The following is a 16,817-nucleotide window of genomic DNA, read 5'->3' as shown; positions in this document are numbered from 1 at the left end:
CGTTTAATCCTTTCTCGAAACCGGGAAGAATTTTTTCAGTTCGGCCAACTTCGGCTGATCGTTAAACACATTATCCGGGTAATAACCGATATGCTTGGCGCCGTGTTTTTTCAATAACTCGAATTGCTCGGTAAACACCGGCATCGCAATATCCTGCTTGGTTTTCCAATTAACCGCCTGCAATTCGAACACCATCTTGTCCAATCCGTCCGGATATTGCGCGGTCTTTTCCACCAACTCTATCAACCACTGCTTGGGATTTTCGGCCTCTTCCATGAAAGGCATCGCTTCCACCGCCACGTAGTCGTAATGCTTTAAAAACGCCGGGAACGATTGCGCATACCATTCTTCGCTATAAGGCTTTAACAGCGGCAAGGAGTAAAAATTGCGGGCAGTTTTGATGTAAGGCCGGTAGAACCGGACCTTGTCGGTCAAATAATCGGTGAACTGGCCGATCAACTCGGTTTTGTGCTGCGCCCAACGCAAGCGTAACTCGCTGGATGCGTGGATCTTGTCGAACTCGGCCGGCATGCCCCAGACGTTACGACTGAAGTCCATCGCCAACGGCGAGACGTCTTCAAAATCCGACAAAATCCCGTCGTCGTGAAACAGAATGCCGTTAAAGTCGCAATGCTTGGCCAGGTCTTCATAAATCTCCCCGACAAACTGCCGTGCTTCCGGGTTAAACGGCGACAACCGCGTGTAGATATGCCGGGATAGCTGCGGCTCGCCGTCGCGCCACTCTTTCACGTACCATTTCAGTGGCACATCGGCTTTATAAGCCATGATCGGCATCCAGGCATACACACGCACCCCGGCCCGCGTGCGCAATTGCAAGGTCACATGATTAAACATATCCCGGCGTACCGGCAAATGCCGATTCGGGAAATACAGTTTGTCGGCATTACCGTCGCCGTCCGGATCCGAATAGGCTTGCAGATAAACGGTATTAGCGCCGCTGGCTTTAATTCGCTCCACCACCAAGGCCAAATTCTTCTCGGTCTGCTCTTCGTCATCGTCGTAGATGTAATCCATATCCACGTGCGCGACCCGCAATTCCTGGCCCACGCGCTGATTTTTGACGATTTCACCGAACTGTTTGGCGTTGACGTCGTCGGTGATCATCATCCGCTTCATCACATACGCATCGGCCAGGGTATTGGCGCCGTCGTTTAGCCCCATGGTCAATCGCATGCCAGCCAATTTCGTGGCTTCCAGCGCAATCGCGTTATATTCGCCGTAAGGCCACACCATCACCCGCGGCCGCTTGCCCAATATCTGAAACAAACGCTCGGAGCTTTTATCCACTTCCTGGAAAATCCGTTTGCGATAGTCCTCGTCTTTCTCGTATTCGTCGTATTCGTTGCTGTACAAACGCGAAGTCACTGCGCTTTGCTGATTGCCTTGCGGATTGGCGACGATGCCGTGATGTAAATCATAGGTGTGCGACGCAATCTCGACCAGACCGCTGTCCGCCACTTCGCGAATCTGCGCCGGCGTCATTAACGGTTTAACGCCGGGCACATTCTGCTGCTCCAGCCAAGAACCGACTACCGCCAAGGTGGCCGGATACTTGTATTTTTTCAGCAAAGGCATGGCCCGGGTATAAAAACTCAGGTAGCCGTCGTCAAAGGTCAACATCACGGCTTTAGTCGGCAACACCTTGTCGCCCTTCATGCAATCCAGCAAATCCTGGACGCTGATAACGTGATAGTTATTCTGCTTCAACCAGGCAAAATGATCGGCCAAATGGTCTTTGTTGACCGCGATCCGATCAAATGGCGGCACCCGCTCTTCTTCTTCGAGAATGTCGTGATAATTTAATACCAGAAAGCTGGAGTTACCCGAATCGGCGGCCAGCAAGGGCTGGGCAAACAAACAGAAAAAGACAAAAATTACACGAGCAACAATGTGCATATTTATTAATTTAAGCGGGAAAAGAAACTGGAAACAGCTAGTTCTCAGTGTTAAAAAAAGACCAGAATTGGCCGGCGCATTTTACCCGAATCATCAGGCTAGGCCCGTTTTATTTGTCCGTGCGACGTACTGTCGCAGGCCTAGGCAAACGTTAAAACCAACCTGCCACTGCGGCCTTCAATACCCGCTTAGCCATACCCGTAACAAAAAGCCGGAACGGGCATCCGCCCACAAACTTCATAACGTTCGGAAAAAACTGGTTATGATTGAATAAAAACCTCATCCAATTCATTGCCCGTTTAACTGCGTGCGTATCGGGCCATGCGACCTACCCGGAGAATTCATGCAAAAACCCTCGCTAGCAAATTATTGGCGGCAAGACCTTACCGCCGGCTTTTTGGTATTCCTGATCGCCTTGCCCTTGTGCCTGGGTATCGCCGTCGCCTCCGGCTTTCCACCGATGGCCGGCATCATTTCCGCCATCGTCGGTGGCTTGCTGGTATCGCGCATCGGCGGCGCGCAACTCACTATTACCGGCCCGGCGGCCGGCTTGATCGTAGTGATTCTGACCTCGGTGCAAACCCTCGGCGACGGCGATGCAATGGCCGGCTACCGCTACACCTTGGCGGCAATCGTCATTGCCGGCGCCTTGCAAACCGTGCTGGGTTACTTCAAAGCCGGCCGCTTGGCGGCATTTTTTCCGGCTTCGGTGGTACACGGCATGCTGGCGGCGATTGGCATTATCATCATCAGCAAACAATTGCCGGTGATGGCCGGCGTGCAAAGCCAAGGTGCCAGCATCCTGTCCGGCATCGCCGCCTTGCCGCACAGCCTGATTTACTTCATGCCGCAAATCGGCCTGATTGCACTGGCCGGCATGGTGGTGTTGATCGGCTGGCCGCAGATTCACCAGCCTTTGCTGCGCAAGATTCCGGCGCCGATTATCGTCATCGCCTCCGGCATCCTGCTCGGCCATCTATTCCAGCTCGACCAATTGCAGCCGGGCGAAGCATTCATCGTTCCTAAAGATGTTTTGTTTGCATCGCATTTTCTGGTGACTTTCCCGGACAGTCTGTTGGCCAGTTTTTACCTGCCGGATTTTGGCAAACTGAGTGCCTTGGCGTTTTGGGAAAGCGTGATTTCAATCTGCCTGGTGGGCAGCCTGGAAAGCTTGCTCAGCGCTGCAGCTGTTGACAAGCTCGACCCGGAAAAACGCTACTCTGACTTGAACAAGGAATTACGTGCGGTCGGTATCGGCAACGTTGTTTCCGGCATGATCGGCGGTTTACCGATGATTGCGGAAATCGTCCGCAGCTCAGCCAACATAGACGCCGGCGGCCGCAGCAGCTGGGCTAATTTTTTTCACGGCGGCTTCGTCTTGCTGTTTGTGTTGCTGTTTCCAGACTTGATCTCGACCATACCGTTGGCTTCGCTGGCCGCGCTACTGGTTTATACCGGCTATCGCTTGGCTTCGCCGCAAGCCTTTGCCAAAAGCATGGATCTGGGCAAGGAACAACTGGCTTTGTTCGTGATTACCATTCTCGCGATTCTGGCCACCAATCTGTTAGTCGGCGTGCTGATCGGCATCGCCGCCAAATTGTTGCTGCACATCGGCCGCGGCGTGCCCTTGGGTAATTTGCTGTCTATATCTTTTAAACTGCAAGCCAACGGACCAAACAGCTGGATTGTTAAAGTCAGCGGTGCGGCTTTGTTCTCCAACTTTCTGGCCTTAAAAAGCCAGGTAGCCAGCCTGGCCGACGGCCAAACCGTGATCTTCGATTTAAGCTCCACCGACTTGATCGACCACACCGTGATGGAGTTTATCGCCCATTACCGGGAAGACTATATCGCTCGCGGCGGACGCTGCGAAATTCATGGGCTGGCCGACCTGAAATCCTTGGGCGACCATGCTTTAGCCGCTAGACAGCGTAGATAAATATCGGCTTGTGCCTATCCATCAAACGCAGTAAATCCTGACCCGGCACGGATGCTGGGGTCAAAATGCCAAGTGTGTCCGGCGCCAATACCTGCGTATTCCGAATCTCTATATAAAGCCCCTAAACATGACCGAAGCCACCATCACCTGCCCCAATTGCAGCACGCAAGTACCGTTGACCGAATCGCTGGCCGCGCCGCTAATTGCTGCCACCCGTAAACAGTTTGAGCAACAGCTACAACAAAAAGACCAAGCGATTGCCTTGCGCGAACAGGGTATCAAAGATCAGGAAAAACAACTGGCCGAAGCCAAGCGCGGCCTGGACGATCAAGTCGCAGAGCAAGTTGCCAAGCAACTGCAAGCCGAGCGCCAGCGGGTCATTGAGGAAGAAACCCGTAAAGCCAAACAAGCCGCTGCCGCCGAACTGGAACACAAGAACCGCGAATTAGCCGACTTGCACGAAGTGTTGAAAGTCCGCGACGCCAAACTGGCCGAGGCTCAGCAAGCCCAGGCCGAACTGATCAAAAAGCAGCGCGAACTGGATGACGCCAAACGCGAGCTGGAACTGACCATCGAAAAGCGCGTGCAAACCAATCTGGCTGAAGTGCGCAGCCAAGCTAAACGCGAAGCCGAGGAAGGCCTGAAACTGCGGGTGATGGAAAAGGACCAGACCATCGCCTCCATGCAGCAAAAAATCGAGGAACTGAAACAAAAAGCCGAACAAGGCTCGCAGCAACTGCAAGGCGAAGTCCAGGAACTGGAACTGGAAAACCTGCTGCGCGGCAAGTTTCCGTTCGACAGTATCGAACCGGTCGCCAAGGGCGAATTCGGCGGCGACGTGTTGCAACGGGTCAACGGCCCGAACGGCACCCCGGCCGGCAACATCTTGTGGGAATCCAAGCGCACCAAAAACTGGAGCGACGGCTGGTTAGTGAAGCTGCGCGAAGACCAGCGCGCCGCCAAAGCCGAATTGGCGGTCATCGTCAGCCATGCCTTGCCCAAGGAAGTGGAAACCTTCGACGTCATCGACGGCGTTTGGGTCACCAGCCCCCGTGCCGCCCTGCCGGTCGCCACCATCCTGCGCCACACCCTGCTGGAAATCGGCCTGGCCCGCCTGGCCGCCGAAGGCCAGCACGGCAAGACAGAGATGGTCTACCAATACCTGACCGGCCCGCGCTTTAGGCAGCGGGTCGAAGCCATCGTCGAAGCCTTCTCCACCATGCAGGAAGACTTGGACAAAGAGCGCAAAGCCATCCTGAAACAATGGGCCAAACGCGAAGCGCAAATCGAGCGGGTCATGAACGCCACGGTCGGTATGTACGGCGACTTGCAAGGCATCGCCGGCAAGTCGTTGCAGGAGATCGAGGGCTTGGAGATGGGGGCGTTGGGGGTGGATGATGACTCGGATTGAGCATAACCCTGTCGGTCGATCCGGCTCCTGCTTGGGAGCCCCGGTCTTGGAAGCTCCAGCTTCCCTTCCAGTCTGGATGTGGATAGGAAGCTAGAGCTTCCGAGATAGTATTCCCAAGCTGGAGTTTTGGAGTTAGAGAAACAAAGATTTTTAACTACACCTGTTGTTTGGTATATTCCGTTAAAGCAGATTTAATTTATCACTACACACTTTCAGAAATCTAAGTTGACTGCAAAAAATGAAAAGAAGATATCAGCAGTTCAACAACAAGCGCGTAATCAAAAAGCTAACAGAATCTGAACGTCAAAAATATGAAGAACTTGCGAAACAAGTAACGTATGTTGGCAATCCTGAGCATAAACAAAACCCCGGCGATTTTGGACTTACGCCGCCTAACGGAGCGCGGCCGGGAAAATCTTTGTGCGATGCGGTAAATATTTTTTCCAAACGTATAGCACAATCGTTGTTGGAATCGGGTTTGCGAAGCGGATTGGTCAGTGATCGTTATAACGGCGATTGGCCGCAAAACATTTGGTGCGTAACCGAAAAAGGCGAACCATTGGAAGCGCAACTCGATAATCGAGAACAAGGCACCTATCATGGTTACCCAATGCCGGAATCAGATCCGCTGGCAAGCGAGGTAATCAAACGATGGAAGCTTTGTAATGGCTGAACTTAAATTTAACTTCGACTGGGCAGCTGCAGGACATGATGTCCCGGAGCTCGCCAATACGATGGCCGAATTGGCTTTACATATCGGCAATGTCAACTTGACCAGAAACGACAACATTTGGGCCAAATCGGTACGAGATTCGGTTTTAGTCTCTGCCTACCCTTTGGCAATGTGGTTAGCCTCATCATGGTGGCGGCTCAATTTCGAGCCTTTACCTGCTCATGGAAAACCACCCTCTATTGATTGGCGTATGGCACACGAAATCGGTGCCTCCAACCACGGATTTGTATGGCCGAAGGTCGTATTTGCATCGGATAGCGAGACCATGCAAATTTGGGCCGAACCCTCCAGAGCCAACATTCAGCAGTCTGTCAAATACTTGAACGGATTGGATACCCCTGCTTCCGTCAAATTGGCTGAGTTTCAGCGTAGCGTAGCCGGGTTTATCGAGTCCGTAATAAACCGCCTGGATGCGGTTGAATGCAAAAACAGTGACTTGTATAACCTCTGGCAATTAATTCAAGAAGAAACTACCGACTCTCAAAGCGCCGACTACCGAAAGCTGGAAGCGGAATTAGGCTACAATCCGGAAGAATGCCCTGAAGCAATAATGGCTCATGCTCAAGCGCTTGAGCAACGCATGGGAGCCGAAGCGCTAACTGAATTGGCGCCGGTATACGGCAAGGCAACCGACTACGAACCACTGAAAGCCATTGACGAGATGATAGATGGTCCCGGCCTGACCGGAAAACCGGAAATGCCGCAATTGACAGAATCGAAATCCGCAACCGGTTTGCCGTGGCAACGAGCTGTAGCAGCGGCAAAGGAATTGCGCCAATGTTTAAGTAAAGAAGAAGCTGCCATCGACAATAATCAGCTTTACAGCTTGCTAGGTCTATCGGAAGACAACGTCGAGAGTTGGGTACCTCTAACACGCAGTAGTGCCACTGTTGCAATACCTGCAAACGGTGAGTATTTCAAGTTTGTGCCTCGAAAGAAACATCCTCAAGCAAAACGCTTTGAATTGGCACGATTATTAGGCGATTTCGTTTTGACAAGCAACGCTCATCGCTGGTTAACAAGCACCGATTTATCCACCTCAAGGCAAAAATATCAACGCGCATTTGCCGCAGAATTTCTTTGCCCGATCAATGCACTGAAAAGTTTTCTGGAAGGAGATTATTCGGAAACAGCGATTGAAGAAGCCGCCGACCATTTCCAAGTAAGTTCAACAACTGTTGAAGCATTATTAAAAAATAATGGTCTTGTCCACTCCATACTGGGTGGATATGCCGAACCCGCTTTACCTTATTGCTTAGGGGCTTAAATACAATAGTGTGGAGCCGGTGCTCGTGCCCACGAGCTATCGGAGCGACTGCGTCCCTCTCCGCAACTCATCATAGCTCACACTCACCAGCCGCTAGCGAATCCTAAAAAAACCCAGTCCGCATTTTATGACCGCAACGATCACCCCCTATTTACCCGTCCAAAGGACGATGAATATCATGCGGTTTCCTGGCGGTTTCTGCAACAAGCAGGATGTGGTAAACAAAATTCGCCGCATAGTTAACGATTGCTGCGATTGCTATAGAGATTCGGAGTCCTGGCAATCGGACGAACCGCCAGTACCCGGAACGCTGCACAGAGTAACAATTGCTTCCCCTGTCATTGCCCCAATACAAAACCACCGCTTGTGTTCCATTTGGTTTATTCCTAAGCTAGCTGGCTATTTATCTGCATAGAAGACAGCCAATGCGCGGCATACACACGGAATCGAAAAAAGAATTTTACGACGTCATCGTCATTGGCGCGGGGATTGGCGGCCTCAGTACCGGCGCATTACTCGCGAAATCGGGCAAGTCGGTGTTGCTGGTGGAAAGGCACGACAGGCCGGGCGGTTATGCCCATGGCTTCAAACGCCGCCACTTTCATTTCGATGCCGGCGTGCATCTGGTCAGTGGTTGCAGCCCGGAAGGCTATGGCAACGGCAGCACTATGAATAAGATTTGCCGGGCGGTAGGCATTGATCCGCAGAGCTTGTTCATTCCCGTCCCGTCTTACGCCCGCGCAGTTTTTCCGGATTTCGAAATCCCCTTGCGGGCCGGCGAAGCGGCGTTCGTAGCCGGCTTAACCGAAAATTTTCCGGCAGAAAAGGAAGGTCTGCTGGCGTTGATCCGCCTGTGCAAAGTCCTGGCGGAAGAAGCCATGCTGGCCGAGGAAGTGTTGTCCCAAAGTAAGGCAACGCGGGTTTCGCCGATGCAAATGCTGGGCAATTTGTTCCGCTACCGGCGCACCACGCTGGCCGAAGCCCTGGACGAGTTTTTGGTGGATGCCCGCCTGAAAAGCGCTTGCGCAATGCTCTGGCCTTACTTGGGTTTACCGCCCTCGCAACTGTCTTTCCTGTATTGGGCGTCGATGATGGCCGGATACACCTACGAAGGCGGCTATTACTGCCGGGGCAGTTTCCAAAATTACGCCAATCAGTTGGCCGCCGCCATCGAAAACCAAGGCGGCGAAGTCTTGCTGAATGCCAGCGTGCGGCGGATTTGCATCGAAGCAGGTAAAGCTTGCGGCATTGTTTTGGAAAACGGCCAGGTAATCCGAGCCGAAACCGTAGTATCCAACATCGACATCCAGCAAACCGCCGACTTGCTGATCGGCCCGGAGCACTTGCCAAACGGCTATTGCGAAGGCTTGGCAAAGCTTTCGCCGTCCTTGTCGATCTTCGCCTGCTATATCGCCACCGACCTGCCGATCTCTGAGCAAGATCATGCCCATGAGGGCTTTTTCTTTGAAACGTTCGACCACGAAGCCAGTTATGCCTGCAGCCAGACCGGCCAGAGCAATTGGTTTTCCGCAACCCTGCCCTCCTTCGCGGACTCCTCATTGGCACCGCCCGGACAAAGCATCATGATGCTGACCACCTTGTGCCCGTTTGACGTAGGCGAATCCTGGCGCATCGCCAAGAGCGGTTTTCAGCAACGTTTGCTGGAAAAAGCCGAACGGCATTTTCCTGGCCTGAACGACCATTTGTTGGTAGTGGAGTCCGGCTCACCGCGCACCCTGGAGCGCTACACTCTAAACCGCCACGGCGCTGCCTACGGTTTTGCACCCACCCCGGATCAGATCGGCCCGAACCGGCCAAGTGTAGTTGGCTCCCTCCCCGGCTTGTTCCACACCGGCCATTGGACCCAGCCAGGCGGTGGGGTAGCCGGTGTCAGCGTCTCCGCCTTACTCGCCGCGCAGGCGGTACTGGGTATCGCTAAGCAAGCGGATTTTTGGAAAACCTTAGGGATTGACGACTAAGGGCTTAAGGCACTTATTCTGCACGGGAAATAAGCGCCTGCATCTTCGCCAGTTTCGGCGATACCACCGGCACCGTCAGCATGGTACTGAGGACGGCCATTAGCAACAGCGCGGTAAAGGTTTCACTGCTAATGATTTGTTTATCCAGCAACACATTGGCAAAAATAATCATGATCAAGGCTTTGGTTTGCAATAGCCAGCCAATCAAAGACGCCTCGCCGCGCTGCCATTTCAGGATTTTTCCGGCCAGATGAATACCCAGCAATTTGCCGAACACCGACACCAACAGCAATACGCCGGCAACCACCAATACCGCGGCCCCACCCATCGCCCAATTGGTTTTCAAACCGGCACTAATAAAATACACCGGCATCACGGTCAGCAATAAATGGTGACGCAACAAGTCCATCTGGGCTTGGTTAAACCAATGACCATCCAGGATGGCACCGGCCAAAAACGCCCCCACCATGAAATGCAGCCCTGCCCAGTCGGCGGCAAAGCCGGTAGCAGCCAAGGCAATGATACCGACATACCAGCGGTCACGCTCCGGTAGCCAGGCCATCAGTTTGCGAATCCCGTAAGCGCTGATCGCAAAACCCAACAAAAACGTACCCTGCCGGCCTACCCGCTCCCAATCCAACAGAATCAAGGCCAGCACGGCCCAAATCGCAATATCGTCCATGCTGGCGTAACGCAAGATACGCTGGCCGATGGGCTGCCGCAGCACTGCCAATTTATCCATCAGCAAAATCAAGATCGGCAGCGCCGTTACTGCGCAAGACATGCCCATCCCCAGTACGAATTGCCAAGGCATGGCCTTGGCGCCCATCCAACCCGGAAATAGCAGCATCCCCAAAGCTGCAACACAACCCAAACCCAAGGGCACACCCAAGGCCAAGCCCGCCGTGATACTGGTTTCCAGACGGTGTTGCCAGGCTTGGCGCAAATCCAACTCCATGCCGGCCACCCAGACAAACAGCATCACCGACCACCAGGCGATGCCGTTCAGTGCCTGTATGACCTGGGTATTGAAAACAAAAGCATAGTAATCGGGAAATACGCTGCCCAAGATACCCGGCCCCAACAAAATCCCGGTGATGATTTGCACCACCACCAAGGGCGCGAAATAATCGGTCCGGCCGATTCGCCAAATGAGGTACGGCAAGCTGTAGATAATGGTCAGGGCGATCAGAAATATTTCAGTCGTGTTCATAGTGCCAATCGTTTGGAGTCAGTCGCGTAAGGCGGGTATTATGGCAAATTTACCGCCGATGAACCGATGCAAGCCATTGCTTAGTACAGTGGCTTCAACAAAATTAAATCCACCCCGCCCTTAGTCCCGATTTTCTTACACAGGCAAAACAGCATGTCACAATCTGAACGTTTCGATGCCGCCGTCATCGGCGGCGGTCCCGCCGGTACCAGCGCGGCGATCATCTTGGCCAAAGCGGGCAAACACGTGGTGCTGTTCGAGCGCTCACGCTTTCCACGCTTTCAAATCGGCGAATCCTTGTTGCCGGCTTGCTGGGAGCTTTGGCGGCGGCTGGGCGTGACGGAAAAAATCGAAGCCGAAGGTTTTACCGTCAAGCAAGGCGCAAACTTCGGCATGTTCAATCAAAAACCCGATGTATTGCTGCTGACAGCGGAATATCCGGGGTATTTCGAACGACCCTATACCTACCACGTGGAGCGCGCCCGCTTCGATGAAATTTTGCTGGAGCATGCCGCCGAATGCGGCGTTGATGTGCGGCGGGAGTGGGCGGTGGCCGACGTATTATTCGACGGCAAACAAGCGATTGGCGTGAGCGCCGGCCCGAATGATTCTGACCCCGCGCCCATTCATGCTTCAGTGGTCATCGACGCTTCAGGGCGTGAGTCCCTGATCGCCCGCAAGTTAAACTGGCGACGCCCCTTACCGGAATTGAATAAAATCGCCCATTTTGCCCATTTCAAAGGTGGCTTTCGCCGCGACCCGCACGGTTTTATCAATTTTGGTGACGTGATAGACGGTTCGGTCACCACCGACATCCATACCATTGATGGCGGTTGGGTTTGGTATATTCCGTTACGCGACAATATCATCAGCGTCGGCGCGGTGTTGGATACCCGCTTTGCGAAAAACTTGGGCGATTCGCCGCAACAGCGCTTTGAGGCCGCCATCCAAAGTTGCGAGTGCGTGCGAGAGTGGCTGGCCGACGCAGAGCAAGCCATGGACATCAAAACCATTTCATCCATTGGCTATATGAACGAACGTTTTCACGGCGACGGCTTTATGCTGGTGGGCGATGCGTCGATGTTTGTCGATCCGGTATTTTCCGCCGGGGTAACGCTGGCGATGCGTAGCGGGGTTTACGCGGCCGACGCTGCGCTGGAAGGTTTTGCCAACGGCGACGATTTCAGTGCCGCGCGCTTCAGTCATTACGAAGCCCGCATCCGCGAACCGATGGGGCGGATCTTTCAAATGATCTACAACTGGTACCGAATCCTGGAACAAAAAGACGCCAACAATATCATCTTACGTTCCCGGCAAAGCCCCATGCTGCGCGAACGCTTTATTGTCTTGCTGTCCGGTGGTTATGACATGGTCAGCATGAAACAAATTCTGGAGGCCGGTCAGGAACCGAGTTCTACTTATTTGATTTCTTGAACTTGATTGGCGTTTTAAGTCAGCCAATTAAAAGACGCCCAAATATCCAAAGCTTACTAAGCTCCGTGCAGCTAGCCGCGTAACGTTAAGGCGATCTTAATATTGCCGGCTAAAATGACTTCGCCGACGGTTTTAAAACGTTGGCAACCTAATAACGACACTACCGAGGCACACATGAACAACATCAACACATTTTTACTATCGGGCGCGTTGCTGGCATTTTTTGGCTTGGCGCAACCCTGCTTCGCCGGCATCGAAACCCCGCGCATCGACCAGCGCCAGGAAAATCAGGAAAGACGCATTGAGCAGGGCGAGGCTTCCGGCGCCTTGACCGACCGCGAAGCCAACCGTTTGGAACACCAACAAATGCGCATAGAACGCCAAGAAGCCGCAGCGAAAGCTGATGGCGTGGTCACTGCCGGCGAACGAGCCCGATTGACCCATCAACAAAACAAAGCCAGCCGCAATATCGCTCGTAAGAAACATAATTTAAGACGGGATTAACCCAGCGCAATTCAGCCCGGTTTGGCGTTCCCGCGAATGCGGGAGCGCAGTAAAATCAAAAACTAGGAACCCCGCATCTCGGGTGCACTTTAAAATGGACCTACAGTAAAAACCACGCCTAGTAGCCGGATTCGTTGCCTGTTTAAGCTTCGCCTTTCATCAAATTCAGCAGTTCATCAGCCGACACTTTGCCACTAATATCCGCGCCATCCAGCAAGCTGTCGGCCAAATCGCGTTTATGGCTGTGCAGTGCGACGATTTTTTCTTCTATGGTGTTTTTGGCGATCATCCGGTAAATCGTCACCGGCCGCTGTTGGCCCATGCGATGTGCCCGGTCCGAGGCTTGGTCTTCCACCGCCGGATTCCACCAAGGGTCCATATGAATCACATAGTCGGCGGCGGTCAGATTTAAACCCACGCCGCCGGCCTTCAAGCTGATCAGGAACAATTCGCCGTCGCCGCGCTGAAAGGCGTCTACCCGTTGCTGGCGCTCTTTGGCCGGCGTACTGCCGTCCAGATATTGATAACGAATGCCGCGCTGTTCAATGTAGTTTTTAATCAATTGCAAATGGTCGACAAACTGGCTGAACACCAGAGCCTTGTGCTTGTTATCCAGCAATTCGTCGACGATGTCACCGAACGCCGCCAGCTTGCTGCTGGGCAAAGCCACCGCGGCGTTGGCCAACAAGGTATTGCAGCAACTACGGCGCAATTTGCTGATCGCCGCCAGAATCTGTAATTGTTTTTGCCCGGCCGGTGCATCGGCGCTAGTCAATGCCGCCAGACTATCCCGGCGCAAGGCTTCGTAGAAGGCCATTTCCTCGCTGCTCAGCTCGACATAGATTGGGATTTCCGTGCGCGGCGGCAACTCCTGCAATACCTGGGTTTTGGTGCGGCGCAGAATAAAAGGCTGGATCAGTTTCTTCAGTTGAAAACGGGCCTCGGCACTACGGTCGCGTTCGATAGGGCCGGCAAAGCGTTGATTGAACTGTTCCAATGAACCCAATAAACCGGGATTGATAAACCTGAACAAATTCCAAAGCTCGCCCAGATGGTTTTCCAAAGGCGTGCCGGTCATGATCAGTTTAAACTCGGCTTGCAGATTCATCGCCCCCTGCGAGCGGCGGGTGGCGATATTTTTAATCCACTGCGCTTCGTCGAGAATCACGGTCTGGAACTGGATTTTCGCCAGCATCTCGGCGACTTGTTCCTGTTGCAGCAAGCCGTAACTGCAAATCAGTAAATCGTAAGGCCCCAGGTTATCCAGCAAGCGCTGCCGATCACCGCTACCGAGAATTTGCGGATGCAGCGTCGGCGCAAACCGGCTGGCTTCGTTCTCCCAATTCATGCATACCGAAGTCGGTGCGACGATCAGGCTGGGACCGTTCGGGGCGCGGTCAACCAACAAGGCCAAACCTTGCACCGTCTTGCCCAAGCCCATATCATCCGCCAGACACGCGCCGACGCCCCAGCGAGCCAGGCGCGCCAACCAGCGATAGCCGTCCATTTGATAGTCGCGCAATTCGGCTTGAAAAGTAGACGGTACTTTTGGCTGATAGTCTCGCGAATCCTTCAGGCGTTGCATGTGTGCTTGCCAATGTTTATCGGCTTTAAAACCAGCCTCGTCCTGCCAGTCTTCCAGCGTCAGGGCAGCCAAGGGATTGATCCGGACTTTCTTGCCGTGCAGATCCGCGTAGGCGCGTAAATCGTCGAGCCGTCGGCGAAACTCTTCGGTCAAAGCAATGAATTGACCGTCCTGCAATTTCAAGAAGCGGCCTTCACGGTTGTTCAATAAACCCAGCAATTGCTGAATTTCGATAACGGTATCTTCATTGACCTGCAACTCGCCCTGCAGGGCAAACCAATCGTTGTCGCGCTTGATTTGCATGCTAAAGCCGCTGCCGTTGGTTTGCCCCAACAACCGAAATCTGACGCCTTCCGGCCATTCCAATACGGCTTGTTCGGCCGGCAACGTCTGTAATTGCAACAGCAGCTCCAGACATTGTTCAGGTTGATCCAGCAAATAATCACCGGCACCATCGCGTTCCGCCTGCTCCAACACATCGCAAGCCTGCAAAACGGCTTGCGCGCGCTGTTTTTCCAAAGCCAGATCGCGTTTGGTCTGGCAATGGCGGCCGTCGATTTCGGCTAACACGCTTTCGCCGCCATGCCCAGGTTGATAATAGGCGCCGCCGCTGGCGAACGGCCGGATCAGCATCGCCACGCGCAGACCTTCGCCCCAGGGTAATAAATGCACGCGCGGGGTGGCGTCGGCCTGGACTTGCTCGGCGCTACTGGAACTGCCGCCTATATCCGAATGTACGGTCAACAAGCCGGAAATACTGGTCAGAGTTTGCAAGACTCGGTCTTGCGCCGATACCGGCACCTCCAGGCCCTTGGCGCCCAATACCGCGAGGATTTTATGATGGTCGGCGGTGAACTCCAGCACGCGCAAGCGCGTGGGTGTTTCCTTGGCGACATAGAATTTTTGTTCGTGTCCGGGCACGGGTTCCAGGCTGATTTTGATCTTGTCGCTACCAGCCAGTTTTTTCACCCGCAGTTCGGCTTCGCCCTTGACCACATCCACCCGTACTTCGGGCGCATCGGCCCAAAACAACAGCGGGTGTCCCAGCAAGGCCTGCGGCATGCTATTGTCGAACTCAAAATAAGTGCCGCTGCCGTACCAGCCGCTATCGCGGTATTCCTTGATATGCGCGCACAGCTTAATGTCCTGTTCGGTTAAATAGTCAAACTTGTTGGTTTCGTGCGCCAACCGTTTCAAGGCAATCGCCCTGCCCTTACTCCAGCCGCCTTTGGCTTGTTGTTTTTGTTCGCGCGGCTCGATGTCCAGATGATGGCTAATGTCATCGTAACTCAACAACCAGACCAAGCGCGTTGGCTTGTCGATAAGCGCGGCGGTATCGGCTTTTTTTTCGGCCTTGGGCAAATTTAATAAGGCATCCAGTGCCAAGTCCCAATCCGGGCGGCTGGCAAATAAATCCGCCAACGCCGGCCTGGCATCGAAAAAGCTGCAATCCCATTGCAGGGAACGCGGCGGCTCTATATGGGTAAAGATCTTGGCTAATTCGGCGGCCGGCCAACGATAACCGTTGTCCACCAGATGCCGGTACAGCTTTTGACTCAGTGGCGTGACATGATTGAATTGATCGGCTTTAACCCAAAATTTGATCAGGGTTAAAAACACATGCAGCAGTAATGGCGGAGTGAGCAAGGTGTCCGGGTAGCCGCTTTCCCGATAGCCGCTACTGATTTTATAGGTCAAATCGGTGTTTAACAGTTGCTCCCGCAATGACAAATCGCCTTGTAAAAAACGCTGAAACAAGGCCAACTGATGATAAATGCCCAACCAATAATTGTCGGCTTTGATCGCTTGATTGATCAGTGTGCTGAGTTTGGCGCGTTGTTTGGCGTCATTGTTTTTCAGGATAGCCAGCGGGTAAAACACGCCTGCCAAGCCGTAAAAATAGGCAGTGCGTTGTCCGGAAACCTTGCGTAGCTGTGCCAAAGCGCCCTCGAAACGGCTGACCGCTGCCGCGTAATCGCCGCGCAGAAAAATCAATGTCGCCGCGAGCGCTTGCAGCTCAGGATCATTTTGATCTGCGACCCATTGCTCGACTGCATCCCAGTCACCCCGCAGCAAGCGTAACTCCAAAGCGACGCGGTTCAACAATTCCTGCTGCACACCCTGGCTAACGAACAATAACTGCTCTAAAAAGCCATCCAATTTTTCGTCGGCATACAGATACAGCAGTTGATGTAAGCCCGAAAACCCGGCCAGCCCCAGCAATAATTGCGGATGATGCGTAGTAAACCACGCGACATCCAGCGGGTTTAAAAACCAGGAAAGATACAGTTCGTTAACCGGCGGCAGTTTACCGAGGTAGTGGGCACCGGATTCCAGGCACTCGTCTACTTTGGCGTAATCGCCGCGATAAAATTGGATCCGCGCTTCGCGAATGCAGTCGTCCACGGTGCTGTAACGATAGTAGCCATGGCCGGGCGGATTGTTCATTTGTACGGCGCCGGCAAACAAATCAAACTCTTTGTCTTCGACCGCTTGGCGGGTCAACACTTCCGCTAGGGTTCGGCAGCACCGGGTGCCGCCGGATTTGAGGTTTTCTTCCAGCAAACCGGCTTTGATCAGCGGCTTTAGCCGGGCTTTGACAGCTTCCGACTTAAGTGTTTTCTCACCCTCCCTGATACCCAAACTGCCCAGGCATTTCGCCAAATTGATCAGCGAACTATAGCCGTAATAAACCGCCAGCAACTTCATAATAACCTGTTGCTCTGGGGTTAATGTTCGAAAAGTTTTAAGGCGTTCGACTAAACGAGAAGATTGCATGATTCCGGCAAAACGGCAAAAGAGGGGATGTTACCAGCTTGGCAGGGCAAGCTAAAGAAC

The 16,817-nt window shown here is 53.4% G+C and carries 10 protein-coding genes; 7 read left to right on the top strand and 3 right to left on the bottom strand.

The annotated features are described in order from the left end of the window. Positions 1-3: 3 nt before the first annotated feature. Positions 4-1,917, bottom strand: a complete 1,914-nt coding sequence (gene pgaB, locus ACWAU0_RS16530; protein WP_225893088.1) for a poly-beta-1,6-N-acetyl-D-glucosamine N-deacetylase PgaB — start codon at positions 1,915-1,917, stop codon at positions 4-6. Positions 1,918-2,260: 343 nt separating this feature from the next. On the opposite strand from pgaB, the gene ACWAU0_RS16525 reads away from it, so the two are divergent. The 5 genes from ACWAU0_RS16525 to ACWAU0_RS16505 all read left to right on the top strand — a co-directional run bounded on the left by ACWAU0_RS16525 (position 2,261) and on the right by ACWAU0_RS16505 (position 9,243). Beyond that, a complete protein-coding gene (locus ACWAU0_RS16525; protein WP_458137299.1) occupies positions 2,261-3,853 on the top strand; it encodes a SulP family inorganic anion transporter in 1,593 nt (530 codons plus the stop codon). A 127-nt stretch (positions 3,854-3,980) separates the two neighbouring features. Continuing rightward, complete coding sequence (locus ACWAU0_RS16520; RefSeq protein ID WP_458137298.1) at positions 3,981-5,264, top strand: DUF2130 domain-containing protein; 1,284 nt, start codon at positions 3,981-3,983, stop codon at positions 5,262-5,264. 238 nt (positions 5,265-5,502) lie between these two features. Further along, on the top strand, positions 5,503-5,937 hold the full coding sequence (locus tag ACWAU0_RS16515) for a hypothetical protein (protein ID WP_458137297.1): 435 nt from the start codon (positions 5,503-5,505) through the stop codon (positions 5,935-5,937). After that, complete coding sequence (locus tag ACWAU0_RS16510) at positions 5,930-7,264, top strand: ImmA/IrrE family metallo-endopeptidase (protein ID WP_458137296.1); 1,335 nt, start codon at positions 5,930-5,932, stop codon at positions 7,262-7,264. Before ACWAU0_RS16515 ends, ACWAU0_RS16510 begins: the two co-directional genes overlap by 8 nt. Positions 7,265-7,689: 425 nt before the next feature. Further along, entirely contained in the window at positions 7,690-9,243 is a 1,554-nt protein-coding gene (locus tag ACWAU0_RS16505; protein WP_458137295.1) for a phytoene desaturase family protein, read from the top strand. Between the two features lie 13 nt (positions 9,244-9,256). Here the strand turns inward: ACWAU0_RS16505 and ACWAU0_RS16500 are convergent, their stop codons facing one another. Then, positions 9,257-10,456 (bottom strand): cation:proton antiporter, encoded by a 1,200-nt coding sequence (locus ACWAU0_RS16500; RefSeq protein WP_458137294.1) that lies wholly within the window; start codon positions 10,454-10,456, stop codon positions 9,257-9,259. Positions 10,457-10,609: 153 nt separating this feature from the next. Between ACWAU0_RS16500 and ACWAU0_RS16495 the strand changes: the two genes are divergently transcribed. Further along, the gene (locus tag ACWAU0_RS16495) at positions 10,610-11,890 is read left to right on the top strand and encodes an NAD(P)/FAD-dependent oxidoreductase (protein ID WP_458137293.1); all 1,281 of its coding nucleotides are present in this window, start codon (positions 10,610-10,612) and stop codon (positions 11,888-11,890) included. A 174-nt stretch (positions 11,891-12,064) separates the two neighbouring features. Continuing rightward, complete coding sequence (locus ACWAU0_RS16490) at positions 12,065-12,394, top strand: hypothetical protein (RefSeq protein WP_171695683.1); 330 nt, start codon at positions 12,065-12,067, stop codon at positions 12,392-12,394. 142 nt (positions 12,395-12,536) lie between these two features. Here the strand turns inward: ACWAU0_RS16490 and ACWAU0_RS16485 are convergent, their stop codons facing one another. Further along, positions 12,537-16,757: a DEAD/DEAH box helicase gene (locus ACWAU0_RS16485; RefSeq protein ID WP_171695684.1), complete on the bottom strand. Its 4,221-nt coding sequence runs from the start codon at positions 16,755-16,757 to the stop codon at positions 12,537-12,539. Positions 16,758-16,817 lie beyond the last annotated feature (60 nt).

Source organism: Methylomonas sp. Uni0009, assembly GCF_054188105.3.
This window is presented reverse-complemented; position numbering and strand designations above follow the sequence as displayed.